Origin of the sequence: Gluconobacter morbifer G707, assembly GCF_000234355.1 — a bacterium.
Lineage (GTDB): Bacteria > Pseudomonadota > Alphaproteobacteria > Acetobacterales > Acetobacteraceae > Gluconobacter > Gluconobacter morbifer.
This window is the reverse complement of the sequence record NZ_AGQV01000001.1, coordinates 380,964-405,246: the sequence shown is the minus strand read 5'-3', so window position 1 is coordinate 405,246 and position 24,283 is coordinate 380,964. Positions and strand designations below refer to the sequence as shown.

At 61.4% G+C, this 24,283-nt stretch carries 23 protein-coding genes; 6 read left to right on the top strand and 17 right to left on the bottom strand.

Annotation, left to right across the window (positions count from 1 at the left end; translation table 11 throughout):
* Window positions 1-40 precede the first annotated feature (40 nt).
* Window positions 41-472: a hypothetical protein gene (locus GMO_RS01800; protein ID WP_008850537.1), complete on the top strand. Its 432-nt coding sequence runs from the start codon at window positions 41-43 to the stop codon at window positions 470-472.
* Here GMO_RS01800 and GMO_RS01795 read toward each other — a convergent pair.
* Both GMO_RS01795 and fliI read right to left on the bottom strand, forming a co-directional pair.
* Window positions 449-877: a flagellar export protein FliJ gene (locus GMO_RS01795; RefSeq protein ID WP_008850536.1), complete on the bottom strand. Its 429-nt coding sequence runs from the start codon at window positions 875-877 to the stop codon at window positions 449-451. The genes GMO_RS01800 and GMO_RS01795 overlap by 24 nt on opposite strands.
* A gap of 19 nt (window positions 878-896) precedes the next feature.
* On the bottom strand, window positions 897-2,270 hold the full coding sequence (gene fliI / locus GMO_RS01790; RefSeq protein ID WP_008850535.1) for a flagellar protein export ATPase FliI: 1,374 nt from the start codon (window positions 2,268-2,270) through the stop codon (window positions 897-899).
* A 151-nt stretch (window positions 2,271-2,421) separates the two neighbouring features.
* Between fliI and GMO_RS01785 the strand changes: the two genes are divergently transcribed.
* Window positions 2,422-3,165, top strand: coding sequence for a response regulator transcription factor (locus tag GMO_RS01785; RefSeq protein WP_008850534.1), 744 nt, complete (start codon window positions 2,422-2,424; stop codon window positions 3,163-3,165).
* 21 nt (window positions 3,166-3,186) lie between these two features.
* Here the strand turns inward: GMO_RS01785 and glmM are convergent, their stop codons facing one another.
* The 15 genes from glmM to secA all read right to left on the bottom strand — a co-directional run bounded on the left by glmM (window position 3,187) and on the right by secA (window position 19,672).
* Window positions 3,187-4,545, bottom strand: a complete 1,359-nt coding sequence (gene glmM / locus GMO_RS01780; protein WP_008850533.1) for a phosphoglucosamine mutase — start codon at window positions 4,543-4,545, stop codon at window positions 3,187-3,189.
* Between the two features lie 102 nt (window positions 4,546-4,647).
* Window positions 4,648-6,552, bottom strand: coding sequence for an ATP-dependent zinc metalloprotease FtsH (ftsH, locus tag GMO_RS01775; RefSeq protein WP_040507350.1), 1,905 nt, complete (start codon window positions 6,550-6,552; stop codon window positions 4,648-4,650).
* A 159-nt stretch (window positions 6,553-6,711) separates the two neighbouring features.
* Window positions 6,712-7,932, bottom strand: a complete 1,221-nt coding sequence (gene tilS / locus GMO_RS01770) for a tRNA lysidine(34) synthetase TilS (RefSeq protein WP_040507349.1) — start codon at window positions 7,930-7,932, stop codon at window positions 6,712-6,714.
* Between the two features lie 14 nt (window positions 7,933-7,946).
* A complete protein-coding gene (locus GMO_RS01765) occupies window positions 7,947-8,825 on the bottom strand; it encodes a tetratricopeptide repeat protein (protein ID WP_008850530.1) in 879 nt (292 codons plus the stop codon).
* 136 nt (window positions 8,826-8,961) lie between these two features.
* Window positions 8,962-9,441: a peptidoglycan-associated lipoprotein Pal gene (gene pal / locus GMO_RS01760; RefSeq protein ID WP_040507348.1), complete on the bottom strand. Its 480-nt coding sequence runs from the start codon at window positions 9,439-9,441 to the stop codon at window positions 8,962-8,964.
* Window positions 9,442-9,895: 454 nt separating this feature from the next.
* Window positions 9,896-11,257: a Tol-Pal system beta propeller repeat protein TolB gene (gene tolB / locus GMO_RS01755; protein WP_008850528.1), complete on the bottom strand. Its 1,362-nt coding sequence runs from the start codon at window positions 11,255-11,257 to the stop codon at window positions 9,896-9,898.
* A gap of 16 nt (window positions 11,258-11,273) precedes the next feature.
* Window positions 11,274-12,269, bottom strand: a complete 996-nt coding sequence (locus tag GMO_RS01750) for a hypothetical protein (RefSeq protein WP_008850527.1) — start codon at window positions 12,267-12,269, stop codon at window positions 11,274-11,276.
* Between the two features lie 15 nt (window positions 12,270-12,284).
* On the bottom strand, window positions 12,285-12,716 hold the full coding sequence (gene tolR, locus GMO_RS01745; RefSeq protein WP_008850526.1) for a protein TolR: 432 nt from the start codon (window positions 12,714-12,716) through the stop codon (window positions 12,285-12,287).
* A gap of 3 nt (window positions 12,717-12,719) precedes the next feature.
* On the bottom strand, window positions 12,720-13,511 hold the full coding sequence (gene tolQ, locus GMO_RS01740; protein WP_008850525.1) for a protein TolQ: 792 nt from the start codon (window positions 13,509-13,511) through the stop codon (window positions 12,720-12,722).
* Between the two features lie 29 nt (window positions 13,512-13,540).
* On the bottom strand, window positions 13,541-13,966 hold the full coding sequence (ybgC, locus tag GMO_RS01735; RefSeq protein ID WP_008850524.1) for a tol-pal system-associated acyl-CoA thioesterase: 426 nt from the start codon (window positions 13,964-13,966) through the stop codon (window positions 13,541-13,543).
* Window positions 13,967-13,997: 31 nt separating this feature from the next.
* Complete coding sequence (gene ruvB / locus GMO_RS01730) at window positions 13,998-15,044, bottom strand: Holliday junction branch migration DNA helicase RuvB (protein ID WP_008850523.1); 1,047 nt, start codon at window positions 15,042-15,044, stop codon at window positions 13,998-14,000.
* The gene (ruvA, locus tag GMO_RS01725; protein ID WP_008850522.1) at window positions 15,041-15,640 is read right to left on the bottom strand and encodes a Holliday junction branch migration protein RuvA; all 600 of its coding nucleotides are present in this window, start codon (window positions 15,638-15,640) and stop codon (window positions 15,041-15,043) included. Before ruvA ends, ruvB begins: the two co-directional genes overlap by 4 nt.
* On the bottom strand, window positions 15,637-16,143 hold the full coding sequence (gene ruvC / locus GMO_RS01720; protein ID WP_008850521.1) for a crossover junction endodeoxyribonuclease RuvC: 507 nt from the start codon (window positions 16,141-16,143) through the stop codon (window positions 15,637-15,639). Before ruvC ends, ruvA begins: the two co-directional genes overlap by 4 nt.
* Window positions 16,140-16,889 (bottom strand): YebC/PmpR family DNA-binding transcriptional regulator, encoded by a 750-nt coding sequence (locus tag GMO_RS01715; RefSeq protein ID WP_008850520.1) that lies wholly within the window; start codon window positions 16,887-16,889, stop codon window positions 16,140-16,142. Before GMO_RS01715 ends, ruvC begins: the two co-directional genes overlap by 4 nt.
* 32 nt (window positions 16,890-16,921) lie before the next feature.
* Window positions 16,922-19,672, bottom strand: a complete 2,751-nt coding sequence (gene secA, locus GMO_RS01710; RefSeq protein ID WP_040507638.1) for a preprotein translocase subunit SecA — start codon at window positions 19,670-19,672, stop codon at window positions 16,922-16,924.
* A gap of 273 nt (window positions 19,673-19,945) precedes the next feature.
* Between secA and GMO_RS01705 the strand changes: the two genes are divergently transcribed.
* The 4 genes from GMO_RS01705 (at window position 19,946) to GMO_RS01690 (ending at window position 24,252) form a co-directional block, all read left to right on the top strand.
* On the top strand, window positions 19,946-20,869 hold the full coding sequence (locus tag GMO_RS01705; protein ID WP_008850518.1) for a peptidylprolyl isomerase: 924 nt from the start codon (window positions 19,946-19,948) through the stop codon (window positions 20,867-20,869).
* Between the two features lie 4 nt (window positions 20,870-20,873).
* Window positions 20,874-22,109, top strand: a complete 1,236-nt coding sequence (gene argJ, locus GMO_RS01700; protein ID WP_008850517.1) for a bifunctional glutamate N-acetyltransferase/amino-acid acetyltransferase ArgJ — start codon at window positions 20,874-20,876, stop codon at window positions 22,107-22,109.
* Between the two features lie 107 nt (window positions 22,110-22,216).
* The gene (locus GMO_RS01695; protein ID WP_040507347.1) at window positions 22,217-23,446 is read left to right on the top strand and encodes an NAD(P)/FAD-dependent oxidoreductase; all 1,230 of its coding nucleotides are present in this window, start codon (window positions 22,217-22,219) and stop codon (window positions 23,444-23,446) included.
* A gap of 53 nt (window positions 23,447-23,499) precedes the next feature.
* The gene (locus tag GMO_RS01690; protein WP_008850515.1) at window positions 23,500-24,252 is read left to right on the top strand and encodes a 2OG-Fe dioxygenase family protein; all 753 of its coding nucleotides are present in this window, start codon (window positions 23,500-23,502) and stop codon (window positions 24,250-24,252) included.
* The last annotated feature ends 31 nt before the right edge of the window (window positions 24,253-24,283 follow it).

Genomic DNA, 24,283 nt, shown 5'->3' with positions numbered 1-24,283 from the left:
AGGGTTTTCCTCCCATCCGTCCCAATCCGCGAAAGCCCGAATGTCAGTCACACTCGAACCGGCCTCCCTTCCTTCCGTCGATATCGTTGGTCTCGCCCAGTCCGGACAGATCCTCCGCGCCGAACGTGACACGCCGCCTGACGGCGTCCCGGTTTTCATCACGCGCGAAGGCTGGAATGACCTCCTCGCCACCCATGCGACTGACAGCGCATCTTCACCTGCGGCGGTTCTGCCCGCCCTTGAGAAAGCCGTGACCCGCATCATGGCTCATGCAGCCGAAGCTGCGGGAAAAGAGGGCATGACCACGCCGGTCATCAGCATGAAAAGCGACCTGTTCTCCAGCGATGGGACCCTGATCCTCGCTTTCGTGCGGGACAGCACCCACCCCGTGGCCTGCGCTCTCATCGGAACTGCCACGCAGATTGCCGACACCCTGCGGGCAGGCCCTTCAGGGCAGGTCCGCCCGACGTAACGCCAGATCGTCCAGAGCCGCCTGTTCTTTCCGGAGACCGGACTGGCGGGCTTCCTCCCTGCGCTCATCCCGAAGGGTCTGAACCGTCTCAAGCGCCGCCCGCGCCTCCAGAAGCGCACCACGAACCGTTTCCCGGTCCAGCGCCGCCTGATGGCATCGTTCCTGCGCCTCGGCAACAGCCTTCCGACCCAGCGGCAGCCAGCGGCTGAAAGCTTCCACAGCCTCATCATCTGCCTGGGCATCCGACGCACAGGCCTGCTCCGAGAGAATCTTCCACTGCGCCTGCGCCAGTGCTTTTTCAGCCTCGGCCTCACGCGCCACCGCTTTTCCGAAGGTTGCCTCCACAGAGTCCAGTTCATGCTGGCGCAGGGTCATCAACGTCTCCAGTGGGGACTGTTCCATCATTTGGTCTCTCCCTGAGGGTTCACTGCGCCGTCTTCATGATATCGGTCAGGCGGGCGAAGGCTTCCGCACAGGTTGTGCGCTCGTTTCGGCCCTGGGTCAGAAAGGCATCCAGCAACGGCATGAGACGAATCGCCTCATCCACCTCATGATCTGTCCCCGCCTTGTATGCCCCGAGCCGGATCATGTCCGCCATACGCTGATAGATGGCCATCACGGCGCGGGCCCGGCGCGTAACGTCATTTTCCTCGGGTGAATTGCATCCCGGCACCGCCCGCGAGAGGGAGCGCAACACATCAATCGCCGGATAACGTCCCTGCTCGCCGATCCTGCGGTCCAGAACGACATGACCGTCCAGAATCCCACGGACCGCATCCGCAACCGGTTCGTTCTGATCATCACCTTCCACCAGCACCGTGAACAGGGCGGTGATCATGCCCTGCCCGACCTCGCCTGGGCCTGCCCGTTCCAGAAGTCTGGGCAGTTCGGCAAAAACGGACGGCGGATATCCGCGCGTTGCCGGCGGCTCGCCGGCTGACAGTCCGATCTCGCGCTGCGCCATGCAGAAACGGGTCACGCTATCCATCAGCAGAAGAACGGACTTTCCCTGATCCCGAAAATATTCGGCAATCGTCATGGCCGCCAATGCCGCTTCCCGCCGCATCAGCGGTGGCGAATCGGATGTCGCGATGACCAGGACACTCCGGGCCAGACCATCAGCGCCTAGATCATCCTCGATAAACTCCCGGACTTCGCGCCCACGTTCACCTACCAGCCCGATCACGGCAACATCGCATCCCGCTCCCCGGGCGAGCATGGACAGGAGCGTTGACTTGCCCACACCTGACCCAGCGAACAGGCCAAGCCGCTGTCCCCGGCGGCAGGTCGTGAACGCATCCAGCGCCCTGACGCCAAGATCAATCCGTTCGCCCAGACGGGCACGCTCCCCAGCATTGGGAGGGGCGTTGCGTACCGATTGCCTGCGATATCCGGGCACCAAATGCCCTTTTCCATCAATCGGCTTGCCCAAAGGGTCCACCACACGTCCCAGCCAGTTGTCGGTTACGCTCAGCCCCCCTCCCGGATCACGCAGGGAAATCCGTCCCCTGCACCCCGGGCCAATGCCTTCCAGCGAACCGAATGCCATGACACGCGCCTGGGACTGATAAAATCCCACAACCTCGGATTGTATGGAACGGCCGTCCCGCGCTTCAAGTCTGATTCGATCTCCCATAGAAACAAGCCCGTTCAGCCCCGCCACAGTCACACACAGACCGGTCACATCCTTGACCGTGCCGCAGGCACCAATGAGCTCTACCGTCTCAAGCCATTCATAAATAGCCGAAAACTCGGGAAAAATAGGCTTTCCAGAAGGAATTTCCGCAGAATCGTTCATACCTCCAAGGCTATCCCCAAAGGAATAAGGAATCCTTAAGATGCTACTCAAGGTAGAAAAATAATGAGAAATTTACGTTTTTTGATTTACATCCGTCGACAATAACAACCTTGGGTAGTAACCATCTCTTCACCAATCCGGGAGTTGAAGAATGCGTATCCTTCTTGTCGACAGTGATCTGAATGCCTCTGCCGCCCTCGCCCAGACGCTGCGCAATGTGGCATTCACGGTGGATCACACACCTTCCGGTGAGGAAGCCATCGAAATGCTCCGTCATTACGACTACGACGTCGTGGTTCTGGAACTGATGCTGAACGATGTTGAAGGGTATGACGTCATCCGCCGCATTCGGGGCGCCCGGATCATGACACCGGTTCTGGTGCTCTCGGCCCTGCTGCGCCCGCAGGCCAAGATTCGCGCTTTTGCAACCGGCGCCGATGACTATCTGACCAAACCCTATGACACAGGGGAGCTGATCGCACGGCTTCAGGCCGTCATGCGCCGCTCCCGCGGCTTCGCTGAACCGCGCCTGCGCGTCGGCGGTCTGGAACTGGACCTGAATGGAAAGAACGTCACCGTCGATGGCAAACCCCTGCATCTGACAGGGAAGGAATATGCCATTCTTGAACTGCTGGTGATCCGGAAAGGCTCTGTCCTGACAAAGGACGCTTTCCTCAACCACCTTTACGGCGGCATCGATGAGCCGGAAATGAAGATCATCGATGTTTTCATCTGCAAACTGCGCCGCAAACTTCAGCAGGTCGGTGCAGGTAATCTGATCGCAACCGTCTGGGGCCGTGGTTATATCCTGCGCGACGAGACCCTTCCGGATCTGGCCGCCATCGTTGCCACGAAACAGGACCACACAGCCCAACAGGTCGTGAGCGCCATGTAAAAGGCAGAAGCTCTTCTGCCCTTACTGCGCCGCGATCTTGCGGATCTCTTCACAGACATGGTCCACGATTTCATGGACCACTGCTTCATCCTCTGCCTCAACCATGACGCGAATCAGGGGTTCGGTGCCGCTGGCCCGGAGCAGCAGACGACCACGTCCGGCCAGACGTTCCTCGGCCCAGGAGCGCACAGCAGGAAGCGCGGGGCTGTTCATCGGGTTGATCCCGGAATACCGGACATTCTTGAGGAGTTGCGGATAGGATTTGAAAACCTTGCAGATCTCGCTGGCCGGCCTCTTTGTTTCCACTGAAACAGCCAGTACCTGCAACGCAGCCAGAAGCCCATCCCCAGTCGTGGCATAGTCGGAAAGCACCATGTGCCCCGACTGTTCACCCCCAAGGTTGGCACCAATCTCGCGCATACGTTCCACTACGTAGCGATCCCCGACCCCTGTCCGCTGGAGCTCAAGCCCCTCTTCCGCCAGAGCCTTTTCCAGCCCCATGTTGGACATGACCGTCGCTACGACAGTCTTTCCGCGCAGACGGCCATGCTGTTTCCAGAATTTGGCGATCAGTCCAATCAGCTGATCTCCATCGACCAGTTCACCGTTCTCATCCGAAATCAGAACGCGATCCGCATCCCCGTCCAGTGCAATCCCGAAATCGGCTCCATGTTCCCGTACTGCCGCGCATAGCGTTTCAGGATGCATCGATCCGACACCGTCGTTGATGTTCAATCCATCTGGCGAACAGCCAATTTTGATGACTTCGGCACCCAGTTCCCACAAGGCGGTCGGCGCAACGCGATAGGCTGAACCATTCGCGCAGTCGATCACGATCTTCAGTCCGTCCAGACGCAGTCCGCGCGGAAAGGACGCCTTGGCATTTTCAATATACCGCCCTGCGGCATCCGTCAGACGTGAGGCACGGCCAATTTCGGCAGGTGAGGCCAGACGGGCTGACAGATCCTGTCCCATCAGCGCCTCGATTTCCCCTTCCACACTATCAGAAAGCTTGAACCCATCAGGCCCGAACAGTTTGATCCCGTTATCGGTAAAAGGATTATGCGACGCAGACACCATAACGCCCAGATCGGCCCGCAGGGAATGGGTCAGCATGGCAATAGCCGGTGTCGGTAGTGGTCCGACAAGAATGACATCCATCCCGGCCGACAGGAACCCAGCCACCAGCGCACATTCGATCATGTAACCGGACAGACGGGTGTCCTTGCCCAGCACAACACTGTGCCGCCGGTTCGGGCTCCGCATGAAATACAGTCCGGCAGCCTGTCCCAGCCGCTGGGCAACCTCCACTGTCATGGGGGCGGTATTGGCCTGGCCCCTGATCCCATCGGTTCCGAACAGAGCCCTTTTGCTGGCCATCGTCGTGAAATCCTGCCTGTCTCAATAGCGAATAAAAAAGGCGCGGCACAGAGGAGAAAATACCCCTCAATGACGCGCCCCACGGTGCGATTGGATGCCTGATTAACCCGCCTGCGGAGCCGGATCAAATGCTCCGGGACGCGTGGTAGGAACGGAAGCCCGACGGTTGTCTGGCATCTGTTCATCATCCGAAGCGCGCTCGATGGCCTCGCCCCGAATGACCTTGCCGACTTCTTCACCCGTCAGAGTCTCATATTCGAGCATGGCGGCGGTCAGACGGTGCAGATCGTCAAGATGCTCGGTCAGGAGATCATGAGCCTGCTTGTAGGCCGTATCGATCAGTTCCTTCACTTCCTTGTCGATCTCGCGGGCCGTATCTTCGGAAATGTTCTTGTTCTGGGTCACGGAATGACCAAGGAACACTTCCTGACCGTTATCCCCGTAAGCAATCATGCCAAGCTTGTTGCTCATGCCCCATTCGGTAATCATCCGGCGCGCCAGATCGGTCGCGCTCTTGATGTCACCGGAAGCACCGGCGCTGACTTCATCCGGCCCGAAAACGATTTCTTCCGCCACACGGCCACCCATAGCGATGACCAGACGGGCCAGACACCATTTCCGGCTGTAGGAGATATTATCCTTCTCCGGCAGCGTCATCACTAGACCCAGTGCCCGGCCACGCGGCACGATCGTTGCCTTGTGGATCGGATCACTGCCCGGCGTGAACAGGGCGCAGATGGCATGACCGGATTCATGATAAGCGGTCGAGCGCTTTTCGTCTTCGGTCATGACCATGGAGCGACGCTCCGCCCCCATCATGACCTTGTCCTTTGCCTCCTCGAACTGTGCCATGCCCACTGTCCGCCGCCCCTGACGCGCGGCCATCAGAGCGGCCTCGTTCACGAGGTTGGAAAGATCGGCACCCGAGAACCCGGGCGTACCACGGGCAATTACCTTCGGATCCACGTCGGAAGACAACGGAACCTTGCGCATATGCACACGCAGGATCTTTTCACGACCGGACACATCCGGATTCGGCACCACGACCTGACGATCGAAACGACCGGGACGCAAAAGGGCCGGATCCAGAACATCGGGACGGTTGGTCGCCGCAATCAGGATCACGCCCTCATTGCTTTCAAAGCCATCCATCTCGACCAGCATCTGGTTCAGGGTCTGCTCGCGCTCATCGTTTCCGCCTCCCAGACCGGCACCACGATGGCGGCCCACGGCGTCGATTTCGTCGATGAAAATGATGCAGGGCGCGGATTTCTTGCCCTGCTCAAACATGTCACGCACGCGGGACGCGCCGACACCGACGAACATTTCCACAAAGTCCGAACCGGAGATCGTGAAGAACGGAACATTGGCCTCACCCGCAATGGCGCGGGCCAGCAGCGTCTTACCCGTACCCGGAGGACCAACCAGAAGCGCACCCTTGGGAATCTTTCCGCCGAGACGGGTGAATTTCTGCGGATCACGCAGGAACTCCACAATCTCCTGAAGTTCGGATTTCGCCTCATCGATACCCGCCACATCTTCGAACGTGACGCGCCCGGTCTTTTCCGTCAGCAGACGCGCGCGCGACTTGCCGAAGCCCATGGCCCGGCCACCACCTGCCTGCATCTGGCGGAAGACCATGAAGCACAGTCCGACCAGCAACAGAACCGGAAGATAGGCACCCACATACCGCAGGATCGGGCTTTCACCACTGTCCTGCGGCTTGGCCGTCACTTCCACTCCAGCCGAAGTCAGGCGCGACGGCAGCGTCGGATCGAGCGGAGAATAGGTCTCGAAGGACGTGCCATTGGTCAGTGTCCCGGAAACGTTCTGCTCCTGAATCGTCACAGAGCGGACCTGATGCTGATCCACATCATGGATGAAATCGGAGTAGGCGATCTGCTGGGCTGCATGTTGACCGCCACCGGGCTGGAAGGCGGTCAACACTGCCATTCCGACCATGATGATGACCACCCAGATCGCAACATTACGGCCTAAATTGTTCATCTCGTTCTCTGTCGTCCTTCAGACTGTCCGTCAGATGCAGCGCGGGCTTTCCCCTCACGACAGGCCGACCGGTCACATTCTGTGTTGACTTCTAACATAGGCGGTCCCGCCCACGTTCCTACCCCATTCATGCCATGAAAACGCATTTCCATGCGTTTTTTACAATCCATCGCCCGTTTCACCAGTCACAGGTACGCCACCTGCCCAGCAGAAAAGGGTTTCTTCACCCTGCCCCGCCAGAGCGGGCCAACCCACGACCTCAGTTCCAAGCCACAGCGCCGGCAGAACCCGCAACGCCGCCATCGGCAGTCCAAGCCCGCGCGCATCCAAACCAGAAGCTCCGTCTCCCAGTGCAGAAACCCTGCTTCCGGTCGGGACAGATTTGCCAATAAACCGCCACCGCCTGTCCCACAGGACATCAACTGCCGCCGGAATGCTGCCCTGCACGGCCTGCTCTTCACGTACCAGACAGACCCCTCGGCCAAACCGCCCTCCGGCCCGCACCGTCACGCCCCCCAGTGTCCCGACGCCACGGCGGCAGAGCGCCTCCACCTGCTGTCGCCCCGGGCGATAAACCGCGCCTCCGACAAGCCGGATCAGCGGTGCCAGAGCCTTTGGCACCATCCCTTCCTCGCTCAGAAAAATCCACCCCGCCGGATGCCAGCGCGCATGATTCGCCAGCAGTTTCGCCAGCACAACATCATGCTCCCGCCGAAACCGTACCGCTTCTTCCCGAAGGGAGCGCCCATCGATGCGCTGCCGCTCCGTCAGGTCCTGACGCCAGCGGACGCGCTCGAAACGCCGGTTCAGATTGGACGGGTCCTCGATCCAGGAAACATCATGGGCCCGCAGCGTTGCACGCAGACGCTCAGGCGCAAGAGAAAGAAGCGGCCGCACCAGCCGAAGGCGCCCCCGGATTGCCGCTGATGCCATGCCGATCAGGCCCAGAGGCGTACTTCCCCCTTCGCAACGCATCCACACCGTTTCATCCTGATCATGTGCATGATGGGCAACCAGCAGATCCAGACATCCCTCCTGGACACAGGCCTGTTCCAGAGCCGCGAACCGAGCCTCCCGGGCCCGCTCCTGCATCCGCCCGGCAGGAAAGGCATCCAGCGTCAGAAGCCGCGCCCTGATCCCCAGCGCCTCCAGACGCGCGACCGTCAGACGCGCTTCCTCCGCCGAACTGGCCCGCAGCGCATGATCCACGACAAACGCCACCACATGCCGCCGCCAGCGCCGCGCCAGCCAGGCCAGCGCCATGGAGTCCCCGCCTCCCGAAACGGCGAGCCCCACTGGCGCTTCAGCCACATCCGGCAACCACGGTCCCAGCGGCGCCATCAGACTCGCAAACTCTGCCTCTCCAACCGGTTCAGCCATGCCGGACGGTGCGATCAGTGACAGGCAGCGCGTGTCCGGAACGTTGCGGATGCCGTTTTCACGCGGGCAGCCGGCGTCGGAAACTCACTCTTGAGCTTGTCCAGCGCCTGACAGGCGGCATCCTTGTCTCCGAGCGCCAGCATGGAGGCCGCCACACCCAGCAGGGAGTCCTGCGCTTTCAGAGATTTCGGAGATTTCGAATAGGCATCATAATATGCAACGGCTGACTGGCGATACTGCTTCTGCCCTGCCAGGGACTGCGCCAGAAGAAACTGGGCGTCCATCCGGCCAGGAACGCTTTTGGCTGTCTTGACCGCAATCCGTGCGTCTCCCTCGGCATCTTCATAATGCCCGCTCCGAAGCGCCGCGTTCCCGAGTTTAATAGCCTCAAGAGCGGACTTCGGCTGAGAAGATGCCGCATTCTCCGCAGGCTTCTCTGCTGCTGCGGCAGGCCGGGCGGTAGAAGCCGCCGCTGCACCGGCAGACGCCCCGGCGCCACCTGCTCCAACCGCGAACTGCATGTCCGAAATCTGTTTGGAGACGTTTTCCTGATTGGCCTTGACCTGATTGTTCAACTGGTCAAGCTCCCCCCGCATCTGACGATTCTGCTCTTCCAGTGCGGAGACGCGTTCCAGAAGCTGCGCCGTCAGATTCCCATCAGAACCCTGAGATGATGATCCGCCACCTTTCGCACTGGGAGCCGCCAGTGGCGCATTGTTCTGCACGGTGTTCAGTTGCTGGCGAAGTGCCGCAATCTGATCCTGAAGCTCAATGGCTTCACGCGAAGAAATCTGCCCATCTCCCGCGTCCTGCGCCAGAACCGGCATGACAGGAAGAAACGCAGACAGCGCAGTTCCAAGCAGAACGACGCGGACAGAGCGGAACGGCACCATAGGGACATCTCCTGATACAGCGTCGCAGTCACCGGCGAGCACGGCCTCGTACGCAGTCATAAAACAGAAAACGGCCGGAGGATAAACTCCCCCGACCGTTCACACTGTCAGTCCGTCGGACGACAAAGACCCGGGTTCAGCGAACCGAGGTGATCGCGTTACGGTTCTGCGCCCAGGAGGACTCATCGTCGCCATCAGCGGTCGGACGGTCCTTGCCGTAGGAAATGGTGGTGATGCGCGAAGCACTCACGCCCTTGGCGACCAGATAGTCGCGGGCCGCATTCGCACGACGCTGGCCAAGAGCAATATTGTACTCTTCCGTGCCACGGTCATCGCAGTTGCCAGCCAGCTGGATGCTGACCTGCGGATACTTGGCAAGCCATGCGGCCTGCTTGTCCAGCGTTGCGCGTGCTTCTTCAGAAAGCTGAGACTGGTTCAGCTCGTAAAATACACGATCGCCAACATTTGCGACCAGATCTGCTTCGCTTCCCGGCGTCGGACCGGCTTCCTGCGTTGCAGCACCCGTACCCGAGCTGTCGCCCTTGTTGGTGTTGCCATTGGAGCAGGCTGCAAGAACGAGTGCCAGACCGAGCGCACCAAATACCTTGAACTTCATCTGTCTCAATCCTGAGAACGGTCCCGTGTCGGAACCGGAATGCGGAAAATGCCGCGTTATCCCGGACCATGTCCTTTCATTCCGGCCGCAGCAGAGAATCGTTGCCGATCCGTTGCGCCCTGTCTGAAAAAACGTGGCCACAAGCGCCCATACTCATGACTCAAATCCGGGGTCAAGCATCCTGTTAACGTCTGAGAGGGCCTGTCGGTTCGATTCTGATTCGAAACCAGAATACGCAACATAAATGTCACACTTTTGGACGACACTATGGCAGAATTCAGCCATTCCTGTTTCAGAACACTCACCAGTCGCATGAGGCCCATGCAATCCCTGCGTAGCAGCCAAGCGTGACACGCTCGCCCCTGTTTCCCGGCCAGCAACTCGCCCTGACAGCAGACAGGCCAGCCGGATCAACTCCGACTGGCCTGTCCGGAACGATAGAAAGAAAAAACGATCAACCGTTACGCGGGGACCATGCAGGGTCCGATGCCCCGGTGGATGTCCGGATCGGGCGCTCGTTGAAGCCCGTGATGTCGATTGTCCCGATCCCGGAAGCAAATCCCGCTCCCCCTGCACCCGAAGCGCTCTGGCGGCAGAACGCCAGCACACGTCCGTTCGGACAGAAGCTGGCGCCCTCCACCGTGAAGCCCTGCGTCAGGATCCGCTCACCCGTACCATCCGGGTTCATCACACCCAGCGAGAACCCACCGCTTCCGATCCGGGTGAAAGCGATCAGATCACCGCGCGGCGACCAGACCGGCGAACCATACTGACCGGAACCATAGGAAATCCGCTTTGCCCCGCCACCGGACGCACTCATGATATAAAGCTGGGGGCTGCCGCCACGGTCCGAGTTGAACACGATCTGGCTGCCATCCGGGCTGAAACACGGGCTGGTATCAATTGCGCCCCCGGAACTGGTAATCTGCCGCTTGGAACCCGAGGCCAGATCCACGACGTAGATATCTGAACCACTCCCCCGTGTCGCGGACAGAACAACACGGCTGCCATCCGGAGAGAAACGCGGCGCAAACGAAATGCCGTTGAATTCCCCCAGAACCTGCTGCCGACCGGATGCCAGATCGAACAGATAGACCCGCGGTCGGTTGTTGGCATAGGACAGGAATGCCACCTGATCGCGTACCGGATTGAAACGCGGCGTCAGCGTCAGCCACTGCCCACCCGTCAGCATCCGCTCATTCGCGCCATCCTGGTCCATCAGCGCCAGACGGGTAATCTGGTGATGGCGAGGACCCGTCCGGGCGATATAGGCAATGCGGGTATCGAAATATCCCTTCTCGCCCAGCATCCGCTCATAGATGACATCCGCAATGATATGCGCGATCCGCCGCCAGTTGCTGCTGGAGGCTGTATAGGCCGTCCCCTGAAGCTGCTGACCGGCCACCACATCCCAAAGCCGCATCTCGACACGGACACTGCCTGAACCCAGCGCCCGGCCCGCAACGGCCGCGCGCGCTCCACGGGCCTTCAGACCGGCAAAATCGGGCGTGCCATCGGGAGCCACATCCCCGCTCATGACCTTGAACAGACCCGTCCCATCCAGATCGGAGGTGATCACACCCGAAATTTGGTCACCGAGCCCGGCACCAAAATTCGGGATAACGATGGGGATCGGCGCCTGACGGGCCTGATCGACCGTGATTTCCGCCTCACCGGGACCAGAAGCTGCGGTGCCCTGTGCAAAAGCGGCAAGCGGCGTGGCCAGAAGCCCACTGGCAGCCGTAGCCCCCAGAACGGCGCGGCGCGACAGAAATGCGCCCAAGGCCTCGGCTTCGGTATCGGAAATAAAGGACATGAGGTTCCTCACAGGGTTACGGCCTGAAGACAAAACGCAGCTCATGCGTTTTACCCAGCAGGTTTGAAGGAATGGGGAGATGGGCGCAGGTCGGACTCAGCACAGCATCCCGCGCGCGTTCCGCTAGAACGCGATAGGACGGATCAGACGCCATTTTCGCGGCTGTCTCCGGTGCAAACTTCACGATCCTCGCCTCTCCGGTCGCATCGACGGTCACGACCAGATGCGCCACGAAGCTCGCATAGTTCCGCGCTTCCGTATCCTCGGTATAGCAGCGGCGCACGGAACCCCCGATGGCTTTCTGATCTCCCACCGTCAACGCACGGGTGATGTCCCCGTTCGGTACGCCACCACCATTGGGCGCGCCACCCTGCTGCGGGTTGGCGCGGGCCTTGGGCGCATGCGTCTGCTTCTGGTCCGCACGGAAACTGTCAAGCGTTGCCAGCAGCGAATGACTGTCCGCCGTGGTCTTCTTGGCCGCATTGGGCTGCGTGATATGCGAGAACTTCGGCGTATCGGGCAGCTTGTCAGCCTTCTGCGTCTGTGGACTCGGCGGCGCAACCATCGTGGATTTCGACGGCGGCGACGGCTTCGGCGGCGAGGCTGGCACAGGCTCGGGTGTCGGCTCCGTCATTTTGGGCGGCAGCTTCATCGGGGGCAGTTTCTGCGGCGGCGTCTCAGGCGCGGGGGGAATGGGCTGCGGCGGTGGAGGCGGTGGCGGAGGTTCCTCCGTCGGGGCCTTCACGGGAGGCGTCGGCGCGGGCGGCGCATCGGTCTTGACCCGGGCCGGAGCTGGCGCAGGCGTCGGGGCAGGCTTGTCCGCCTTGACCGGATGGGTCGGCGGACCGGCCTGTTCGAACTCCATCTGAACCGTGGGCGGCTCAGGGGGTTCGGGCGGCTTCTCAGCCGGAATCTGCACGATCAGATAAGCGATCAGGGCAAGATGAACGGCAACCGACCCATAGAGCGCATGGCGAAAGCGCCGGTTTTCCGAACGACGGGGACGCAACACTCCAGCGTCCCTTTCTTACTGGCCGCTCTGCGGCTGCTGCGCCAGAAGCGCAACATGCGTAAAGCCACCAGACGTAATCTGGCCCATGACCTGCATGACCTGACCATAATCGATATGCGCGTCAGCGCGCACGAAGATCCGATGCGTCGGATCGTTCTGGGACTGCTCCTTGAGGCGGTTCACCAGTTCATCGGACGAGACCTGCTCATCCCCCAGATAAAGTGACCCGTCACTCCGCACGGAAACGGTGATCGGCTTGGTATCGGCATTGACCGGGCTGGCATCCGTCTTCGGCAGATCGACATTGACGCCACTTGTCATCATCGGCGCCGTCACCATGAAGATGATGAGCAGCACCAGCATGACGTCCACCAGCGGCGTAACGTTGATTTCCGACGCAGGCCGACGCCGCCGTCCCCTTCCACGTCCTCCCGCAGACATCGCCATGGCTCAGGCCTTCCCGCTGGAGATCTCGTCCGCCCGTTCCTCGGACTGCCGCGACAGGATCGCAGCGAACTCGGTGCCAAATCCTTCCATGCGGTCAGAGAATTTCTCGAGCGAATTACCGATGACGTTATAGGCGACATAGGCCGGAATCGCAGTCACGAGACCAATGGCCGTCGCAAACAGCGCTTCGGAAATGCCAGGCGCCACAACGGACAGGTTCGTATTGTGCATCGCCGCAATCGATGCGAACGAATGCATGATGCCCCAGACCGTACCGAAAAGCCCCACGAACGGCGCCACAGGCCCGATCGTCGCCAAGAAGATCAGGCGGCGACTCAGCCGGTCATTTTCGCGCTGCACCGTGATGTCGATAGCCCGTTCGATCCGCTCGCGTGCACCGCCGCGCGCCAGGTCAATGCCCGGAATGCGGGCCGATCGCCGCCACTCTCCCATGGCAGCGCCGAAAACGGCCGCCATCGGATGCGTCGGACGCGCACCATCCGAATCATACAGGTCATCTAGCGACCCGCCGGACCAGAACCGGTCCTCGAATTCCGTCGCCTCGCGGTTGACGCGACGGATCAGAATGATCTTTTCCGCAATAATTGCCCACACACCGGCACTGCTCAGCAGCAGGCCGAGCATCACCAGCTTTACGACGATGGACGCGTGCAGGAACAGGTCCAGAGGCGAAAGACCGGCCGCACCGACCGCCCCAAGCGCACTCGAACTTACCTCATGATCCACTGTTTTCTCCTGTCCAGAACCTGTCCCATCGGGGTCAGGACTCTCCATCGCACTTCATGAGGAAACAGGAAAGTGGGTCAGACCTCTCCAGCCTCGAGTTTTCGCACTGCATCACGCCAGCGCGGCGGAATTTTGGCAGGACGCATCTCCGGAACGCTCAGACAGGCCAGTTCCACGTCAATAACCGTATTGATCTCATTATTTTTTGCCGGATTACGAACCGTCTGGCAGAGTTTGAGTCGTGTCGGCGTCATATCGACCAGCGCCGTCTCGATTTCCATCTCGTCATCGAGTCGCAGCGGCGACCGATACCGCAGGGCCGCCTGACGGACGACAAAAGCCAGACCGAAATCCTCCATCAGCTCCGTCACGGACGCCTCGACAGCTCGCATCGCCTCACTTCGGGCCCGCTCCGCAAAACCGAGATAACGGGCGTGATAGACGATCCCCCCGGCATCAGTGTCTTCATAATAAACACGGAACCTGATCTTGTGCGTCGCCATGCAACTCCTCCGGCCTGTAAAGCGCCCGAAATCAGGGCGCAGTATCGTCCTGATCCAGCGCGGACAGCAGATCCACCTGGCTGGCAGGCGGATTCAGGCCAAGATGACGCCACCCGGCCTCTCCCAGCATACGTCCGCGCGCTGTCCGCAGGACGAGCCCCTCCTGGATCAGATAAGGCTCGATGACGTCCTCCAGCGTGTCGCGCGCCTCGGCCAGACCGGCCGCCAGCGTCTCCACACCAACTGGACCACCATGATGATGTTCCGCAATCCGTTTCAGATAGCGCCGGTCCATCGCGTCCAGCCCCATCTCGTCCACTTCCAGCCGTGACAGTGCCGCATCCGCCAGCGCCCGGTCCACGACAGGCTTTTTCGAAACAAGCGCGAAATCCCGAACCCGCCGCAGCAGACGCCCGGCAATGCGCGGTGTCCCGCGGGAGCGGGTCGCTATTTCCTGCGCCCCTTCATCCGTCAGGGACATCCCGAGCTTCATCGCCCCGCGCGAGACAATCGACCGCAATTCCTCCGGCGTATAGAACACCAGCCGCAGCGGGATACCGAAACGGTCCCGCAGCGGCGTCGCCAGAAGCCCCGCCCGCGTGGTCGCGGCCACCAGCGTAAAGGGGACAAGGTCGATCCGCACGGAGCGCGCCGCCGGCCCCTCGCCGATGATCAGGTCAAGCTGGAAGTCCTCCATCGCCGGATAGAGCACTTCCTCGATGGCTGGCTGCAGGCGGTGAATTTCATCAATGAACAGCACGTCACGCGGCTGAAGATTCGTCAGGATCGCCGCCAGATCGCCGGCACGCTGGATCACCGGCCCGGACGTCGCCCGGAAACCCACACCCAGTTCCCGCGCCACGATCTGCGCGAGCGTCGTCTTGCCCAGCCCCGGCGGACCATGCAGCAGCACATGGTCCAGCGCCTCGCCGCGGACCTTCGCCGCTTCAATGAAAATGGCCAGATTTTCCCGGCTGGCCTTCTGCCCCGTAAAATCCGCAAGGGTCTCCGGCCGCAGACTGCCCTCACCCAGATCCTCGGGCTGACGGGCAGGGTCCGTTTCGCGATACTTGCTCATCGGGCCAGTTCCTTCAGACTCAGCCGGATCGCCAGATCAAGACTTGCATTCCCGTTCTCGGCCAGTATCCGGCTCAGAACAGGCCAGGCCTCAGCCCGACGGAACCCCAATCCCGCCAGAGCCAGAAGCGCATCATTCTCGACACTCGGCCCCGTTACGATACCCGGAGCGGGCGCAGCGCCCCCACCCGGCATTTTGGCCACCTTGTTGCGCAGTTCGCTCAGGATACGGTCCGCCAGACGCGGGCCCACACCGGCCGCCCGCGTCAGGGACGCCCGGTCGCCGGCATTGATCGCAAGAATGAGTTCACTGGCCGTATTGACGGACAGGATAGCCAGCGCCACCTTCGCACCCACACCCTGCACCGTGGTCAGCAGCCGGAACCACTCCCGCTCCTCCGCCGTCGCGAAACCGAAAAGCTGGATCGCATCCTCGCGCACGATCGTCTCGATCAGTACCTTCGCAACCGCAGGCGGCATAGGCAGCGTGCCCAGCGTCCGCGTGGACGCAGAGACCACATATCCCACGCCATTGACATCCACGATGCAGCGGTCACCATCAACCTGCCCGACAAGCCCCGTCAGCTGCCCGATCACGCCATGCGTCTCCCGCTCGCAACATGCAGCGCACTGGCGCGATGATGTGCATGACAGATCGCGACAGCCAGCGCATCGGAGGCATCCGCCTTCTTGATGACGGCGCCCGGCAGCAGCCGCTTGACCATCATCGTGACCTGTTCCTTCGTGGCCGAACCGGTCCCCACGACGGATTTCTTCACCTGCATCGCCCCGTATTCCGCGACAGGCAGTCCCTCATAAGCCGGGGTCAGCAGCGCTACGCCGCGCGCATAACCCAGCTTGAGCGTCGAAGAGCCATTCCGGTTGACGTAGGTCTCCTCCACGGCTGCTTCCGCAGGCGCATACTCCCGGATCAGCTTCTGCAACGCACCATGGAGTTCACACAGTCGCAGCGGTACGGATTCAGCACCATCCGTGCCAATCACGCCGGACGCCACATGCTTCAGGTGGTTGCCCTCCACATCGATCATCCCCCAGCCCATGAACCGCAGGCCGGGATCTATGCCCATCAGGCGGATCAAGCAGCCAGCGCCTCTGCCACGTCTTCGGGAATATCGAAGTTGGCATACACGGCCTGAACGTCGTCATTATCGTCCAGAACATCGATCAGCTTCAGTACCGACCGCGCCTTGTCCTCGTCCAGCGTCACGCTGTTTTCCGGACGCCAGTCCAGCTTGGCCGACTGCGGCTCTCCGAAACGGCTTTCCAGCGCATCACGCACCGCGAAGAAATTCTCCATCGCGCAGGTGATCTCATGCCCGTCATCCGTGACCTCGGCATTATCCGCTCCGGCTTCGATCGCCGCTTCCAGCATGTCATCCTCGGATGCGACATCCTTCGGATAGGTGATGACACCCAGACGCTGGAACATGAAGGACACGGAATTCGTCTCCCCCAGCGATCCGCCATGCTTGGAAAACGCCGCCCGGACTTCACCCGCCGTCCGGTTGCGGTTGTCCGTCAGACCTTCGACGATAATCGCCACGCCCGCCGGGCCATACCCCTCGTAGCGGACTTCGACGTAATCATCGCCACCCGCGGCGCCGGAGGCCTTCTTGATGGCCCGCTCGACGTTATCCTTGGGCATGTTGACTTCACGCGCCATGGAAATTGCAGCCCGCAGACGCGGGTTGGACGCCGGGTCCGGCAGACCGGAGCGCGTTGCCACCGTGATTTCACGCAGGACCTTGGCGAACTGCTTGGCCCGCTTGGCATCCTGCGCACCCTTGCGGTGCATGATATTCTTGAACTGCGAATGACCGGCCATCGGTCGCCCCCTCTATCTTTTTCGCCAGAGGCTCAGTCGAGCCTGCCATGACAGTGTTTGAACTTCCTGCCCGAACCGCACGGGCATGGCGCATTCCGCGGCGTCGTCTCGAACCAGCGGGCCAGTGTTTCCGTATCCGGCTCGCCACCCGCCGGCGCCATCTCCCCAGCCGCCGGGACGGGTGACGGCGCGAACCCGAAAGCCGGCTGCGGCGGAGCCTGCAACTCATGCGGCACCGGCTCTTCAGCCGGACCGGATGTCTGCGTCTGGGACGTATCCACGACCGGGAACGGCGGCGGCTCGGACACGGCCTGAATCCGGCACATCGTCTCCGTCACGCGCAGACGCATGTCATCCAGCATCGCCGTGAACATCTGGAAGGCTTCCTGCTTGTATTCGTTCAGCGGATCACGCTGCCCATAAGCCCGCAGGCCAATCCCCTGACGCAGCTGGTCCAGCGCATGGAGATGCTCTTTCCACACGGCATCGAAAGACGTCAGAACAACCTGCTTTTCGATTAGACGCATCAGTTCGGGGCCCATATTGGCCGTCCGTGCCGCCTGCGCCTTCTGTGCCTCGGCCTCAATGCGGTCAATGATGCCTTCCGCATCCATCCCGTCTTCCTTCGCCCAGTCTGCAAACGGCAGATCAAGGTTCAGGATACGATGAACCTCCTTTGTCAGGCCTTCCGTGTCCCAGGCCTCGGCAAAGGATTTCTCCGGGATATGCGCATGCACCAGATCCTCGATCGTATGCACCCGCAGTTCCGCCACAACGCCGGAAAGATCATCGGACGCCATGTATTCCCGGCGCTGGGCATAGACCTCCTTGCGCTGGTCATTCATGACGTCGTCATATTTGAGCGTGTTCTTGCGCATGTCGAAGTTGCGCGCCTCGACCCGCTTCTGCGCCTTTTCCAGAGCCTTGTTCAGCCAGGGATGAACAATGGCCTCCCCTTCCTTCAGGCCCATCTTCTGCATCATCGCGCCCATGCGGTCATTCGCAAAAATGCGGATCAGGTCATCCTCAAGGGACAGGAAAAAGCGCGAATTGCCCGGATCGCCCTGACGGCCCGATCGCCCGCGCAGCTGGTTGTCCACGCGCCGGCTCTCATGCCGCTCCGTCCCGATCACATACAGGCCACCGGCCTTCTGGACTTCTTCGTGATGCGTTCCGACGATCTGGCGGATCTCTTCCTCAACGGCATTGCGCTGCGTTTCGTCCTCAACGCCTTCCGTATTGGCTTTCACCAGCATCTCGACATTGCCGCCAAGCTTGATGTCCGTCCCGCGGCCCGCCATGTTGGTGGCGATCGTGATGGCCCCCGGCGCACCGGCCTGCGCAACGATGATGGCCTCGCGTTCATGGTGGCGCGCATTCAGGACATTGTGCGGAATGCCACGCTGCGTCAGCAGATGCGAAAGATATTCGCTCTTCTCGATGGACGTCGTCCCGACAAGGATCGGCTGCTTCGTCTTGTGGATGTCCTGGATCAGGTCTGCCACGGCGTTGTATTTCTCCGCCGCCGTCAGATAAACCTCGTCATCCGTATCGATCCGCCGGACCGGCAGGTTCGTCGGAATTTCCACAACCTCGAGGTTATAGATCTCCGCGAACTCGTCCGCCTCCGTCATGGCCGTGCCGGTCATGCCGGCCAGCTTGGGATAGAGACGGAAATAATTCTGGAAGGTGATGGATGCGAGCGTCTGGTTTTCCTGTTGGATCTCCACATGCTCCTTGGCTTCCAGCGCCTGATGCAGACCATCAGAATAGCGCCGGCCATCCATCATGCGTCCGGTGAACTCGTCGATGATGACGACCTTCCCGTCCCGCACGATGTAATCCACGTCCCGTGTGAACAGTGTATGCGCCCGCAGGGACTGCTGGACGTGATGCACCACCGCCACATTGTGGATGTCGTACAGGCCACCTTCCTGAAGGACGCCCGCCTCGTGCAGAAGCTGCTCCACCCGATCGGAACCATGCTCCGTCAGCGTGACGGTCCGCAGCTTCTCGTCCTTGTCGAAGACATCCGGCTCCTGCACCAGCTTCGCCACGACTGCGTCAACGGAACGATAGAGATCCGAACTGTCATCAGCGGGACCGGAAATGATGAGCGGCGTCCGCGCCTCGTCGATCAGGATGCTGTCCACCTCATCGACGATCGCGAAGCTGAACGGCCGCTGGACCATTTCGGCCAGCGAATACTTCATATTGTCGCGCAGGTAATCGAAGCCGAATTCGTTGTTCGTGCCGTAGGTGATGTCGGAGGCATAGGCCTCACGGCGCTCGTCATCCGACAGATTCGGCACGATCACACCCGTGGTCAGTCCCAGGAAACTGTAAAGCTGGGCCATTTCCTCGGCGTCACGACGGGCCAGGTAGTCGTTCACCGTCACGACATGAACACCCTTGCCGGCCAGGGCATTCAGATAGACCGGCAGTGTTCCGACCAGCGTCTTGCCCTCACCGGTCCGCATTTCGGCAATGCGTCCCGCATGCAAGACCATGCCGCCGATCAGCTGGACATCAAAATGCCGTTTCCCCAGCACACGCCGGGAGGCCTCCCGGCAGACGGCAAAGGCTTCCGGCAACAGCGCATCCAGGGTTTCCCCTTTCGCGACCCGCTCCCTGAATTCATCAGTCTTGTGCCGGAGCTGATCGTCACTGAGGGCCTGAACCGCGGGCTCCAGGGCGTTGATCTCGGGCACACGGCGCTGATACGCCTTGAGCGTACGATCGTTGGCGGAACCGAAAAGGGCGCGGGCGAGGCGTGCGAACATGCTGAACCTTGAGATGCCGAACACCCGGCGCAGGGATATCCTTCCACCACCGGAAAGACCTCCACGGACCGGGCAATCACTTTTTTCACGTCAGGTGGAGATAGGCCCCGTGTCGCCAAGGGTCAATGGAAAGCCCTCACAGAAGCACACACTCCGTTCTCTTTCGACTGCGTGACGGAATGGTAACGGGCCGCACTCTTGCAGGGGGCGGTCGCCTTTGTCATGGTGCAGTCCAACCGAATTTCCAGGTTTGTATCCAGAGGTAGCTTCCCTATGCGGCTTTCCCGCTCCACATTCGCCTTTGCCATCCTGCTGGCCGGCACGTCCTTCGCTGCGTCCCACGCCGTCGCCGCCCCTGCCACCACGGCAACCCCGGCCGCGACGCCTGCCCAGGCCGCGCCGAAGCCGGACATGGTGATCGCCACCGTCAATGGTGAGAAAATCACCCTGGCCGACGTCCAGCGCGCCGCAGGCAACCTCCCGCCGCAGGCCCGCCAGATCCAGCCGTCCGTCCTGGTCCCCCTCCTCGTCAACCAGCTCGTTGACCAGAAGGCCATCCAGATCGTCGCGACAAAGGAAGGCTATCCGGCCAAGCCGGACGTGAAGGCCCAGATGCAGGCCGCAGCCAACAGCGCCCTGCAGAACGCCTACCTCGAAGAAAAAGTGGCACCCCTCGTCAGCGACGCCGCGCTGCACGACTATTACCAGTCGCATTACGCCAACAAGAAGCCTGAAGAAGAAATCCACGCCCGCCACATCCTGGTGGACAGCGAGGCCCAGGCCAAGGACATCATCAACCAGCTGAACCACGGCGCCGACTTCGCGAAACTGGCCTCCCAGCTCTCCAAGGACAAGGGTTCTGCCGGCGCGAATGGCGGCGATCTGGGCTGGTTCAAGAAAGGCGACATGCTTCCGGCCTTCTCCGATGCAGCCTTCGCCATGAAGCCGAACACCATCTCCCAGACCCCGGTTCACACCCAGTACGGCTATCACGTGATCCAGGTCCTCGGCACGCGCACTGCTCCGATCCCGAGCTTCGACCAGATCCACGATCAGGTCCGTCAGGAACTGATCCGCGAGAAGGTTCGCGCTATCGTCCAGCAGGCTGAATCCCAGGTGAAGGTCGTCCACTACGACGCACAGGGCAAGCCGCTGCCGGCAACGCCGGCTCCGGCCGCCGCTCCCGCGAAGAAGTAAGACCATGGGAAAGCCGCTCCCCGTCTCTCCGCTGTCCCGTCCGCTACCGGACCTTGCAACGGTTGCCGGTGTGCGGCTTTCCGCCGTCGCGGCCGGCATCCGCTATCAGGGCCGTACGGACCTGATGCTGGCGGAATTTACCCCGGGCACCATAGCCACCGGCGTCTATACGAAAAACGCCTGCCCCGGCGCGCCGGTCCAGTGGTGCCGTCGCGCCCTGACCACGCCCTATGCCCGCGCATTGCTGGTCAATGCCGGCAACGCCAACGTCTTTACCGGCCGCGCCGGCGATGAAGCCTGCGAGGACTGCGCAAGCGCCGTCAGCGAACTGTTCGACTGCCCGCCGCAGGACGTCTTTCTGGCCTCCACAGGTGTCATCGGCGAAAAACTCCCACAGGATCGCATCATCGCGGCCCTTCCCGCTGCCCGCGCCGCCCTGGCGGAAGACAACTGGGAACAGGCCGCCCGCGCCATCATGACGACGGACACCTTCCCCAAGGCCGCCCGACGGGACGTGAAGATCGGTGATACACCTGTCCGCCTTCAGGGAATCGCCAAGGGATCAGGAATGATCGCTCCGGACATGGCGACGATGCTGGCCTATGTCGCAACGGACGCGAAACTGCCGCAGGACGTTCTCCAGTCCCTTCTCGCCTCGGGCTGTGCCCAGAGCTTCAATGCCATCACCGTCGATTCGGACACCTCGACCTCGGACATGCTGATGCTGTTCGCCACGGGACAGGCCGATAATGTCACGATCGACGACGTCAATGATCCAGCTCTCGCCGAGTTTACCCTCGCGCTCAATGACCTGCTGCTGGAACTGGCCCTGCTCGTCGTCCGCGACGGTGAAGGCGCTACCAAACTCATCCGCGTCGCCGTGACTGGAGCGGAGTCCAATTTCTCCGCCCATCGCATCGCCCTTGCCGTCGCCAATTCTCCCTTGGTGAAAACCGCCGTCGCAGGCGAAGACGCGAACTGGGGACGCGTCGTCATGGCCGTGGGCAAAAGCGGGGAGCCCGCTGACCGCGACCGCCTGTCCGTCGCAATCGGCGGCACCTGGATCGCCCGGAACGGCACAGTGGTGGAAGGGTACGACGAAACCCCCGTCGTCGCGCACATGAAGGGGCAGGACATCGAAATCGCCGTGGACCTCGGGCTCGATGACGGGCATGCCCGCGTCTGGACCTGCGATCTGACCCACGGTTACATCGACATCAACGGCTCCTATCGCAGTTGACGTCCACTAACACGTCACCGAGAGCGGGGCTTGTGCAGTATTCCCGCTCCCGTTAGCAAAAATCAGCGCTCCGATAACCGGACGCCTGATATTGAGGAAAACAGTTCATGTCTGCTGCAACTCGTGTGCTTGTTCTCGGCGGCGGTGTTGGCGGCCTGGAAGCCGCCATGGCACTGGGCCGGAAGAGCAACATTTCCCTCACACTCATTGATCGCAGCCCCGTCCATTACTGGAAACCGGCACTCCATGAGTTCGCATCGGGCACCATGGAGCATACCGGTAACTGCATTCCTTTTGCTGAAACCGCTTCCCGTTTCGGATTCCGTTTCGTCCAGAGTGCGCCCGTTGCCGTCAACCGCGACAACAAAACCGTCTCTCTGGAAAACGGGGAAACCCTTCCCTACGATTATCTGGTCGTGGCCCTCGGTGCCCGCGCCAATGATTTTGGCATCCCCGGCATCATCGATCACTGCCTGTTCATCGACAGCCTGAATGACGCCAGCATCATTTTCGAGCGTTTTCGGACTGCTCTCATTGCCGCCCGCACCGCCGGTACGAAACTTTCGGTCGGCATTGTCGGCGGCGGCGCAACTGGCGTTCAGCTCGTGGCCGAAATGTGCAAGGCCATCGACGGCGCACGCGGCCTTGGCCCCGCCATCCGCAAGAGCCTGCTTCAGGCCGTCCTGATCGAAACGGGCCCGCGCATTCTCCCCGCTTTCCCGGAAGCCGTCTCCACGGCTGCCACACAGGAACTCGAAAAACTCGGCATCACCGTCATGACCGGCGCGATGGTCGTTGGCGCCGACGATACCGGCTTCAACCTCAAATCGGGTGAACATATCCCGGCCACACTCCGGATCTGGGCCGCAGGTGTCCGCGCCTCCGACGCCACTGGCCTGTTCGAAGGGCTGGAACGCGGCCGCGCCGGTCAGCTCGCCGTCACCCAGACACTCCAGACCACAGCCGATCCGCATATCTTCGCCATCGGCGACTGCTCACGCATCGACACGGCCCCCGTCGCGCCGACTGCACAGGCAGCGCGGCAGGAAGGCCAGTATGTCGGGGCCGTCCTGCCCGAAATCATCGCGGGCCGCGTACCAGCCAACTTCAACTACAATGATCGCGGCGCCGTCGTAGCACTGGGTGATTACAACGGCTGGGGCATGCTGGACGCCAACCGCAGCTTCGGCGGGGGCGCGCTGTCCGGACTGTTCGCACGCCTGATCCATGAAGGCCTCTACCGGCAGCATCAGGCTGGCGTGGTCGGCCTCGGCAAGACGGCCTACACGACAGCACGGGAGCATATTTCCCCGGCCCGTCCTGATCTCGGAGCCTGACAGACCGGGGCGGATGTGTCAGTCTGGCCATCTCATCATTCTGTGAGCCAGCCATGAGCGACACACATCCGCCCCTCCCGTTCGACCAGCCCCTTGTTCAGGTAGAAGACAGCCTCCGTGACGGAGGGTTCGCCTTCCTTCAGGCGGCAACCAGCCGCCTCATTCTGGAACATGAAGGCCTGAGCGACTGGGACAGCTTCGCAGCAAGCTGGAATGATCTCGGTCTTGACCGCTACATGGCCGATGGAGGGCGGTATCGCCGCCGACGCTATGCCACTTTTGCCGTCACGTCAGACACCATCACGCGCAAACAGCATCAGCCCCATTACCAGAGCCGCGATCACAACCTGCTCAATGGGGGCGTAGAGCGCTGGTTCCACCCCATCCGTGAGGATATTGGCAGTCATCCGGTCATGATCGCCGCCATCCGCACGCTCCGCACCATCGCCGACGCCCTGACACCCCAGACAGAGAAACCGCCCGTCTGGCATGCCGAGGTCCATCAGTTCCGCATTGAAGCCAGTCAGGCCAATGGCGAGGGCCGACCGACCCCCGAAGGCATGCACCGTGACGGCGTGGACTGGGTACTGGTCCTGATGATCACCCGCCATAACGTCGCCCAGGGCGTCACCACCATTCACGACATGCAGCGCCGGCTTCTGGGATCTTTCACCCTGGAACGGCCTTTTGACGCAGCCATTGTGGATGATCACCGTGTCTATCACGGCGTCACGGTCGTTCAGCCCCTCGATCCGGCTAGGCCGGCCTATCGGGACGTTCTGGTCATTACGCTCCGTCATGAATGATGCGATCGCACGCCATGGATCGCTCCGCGCA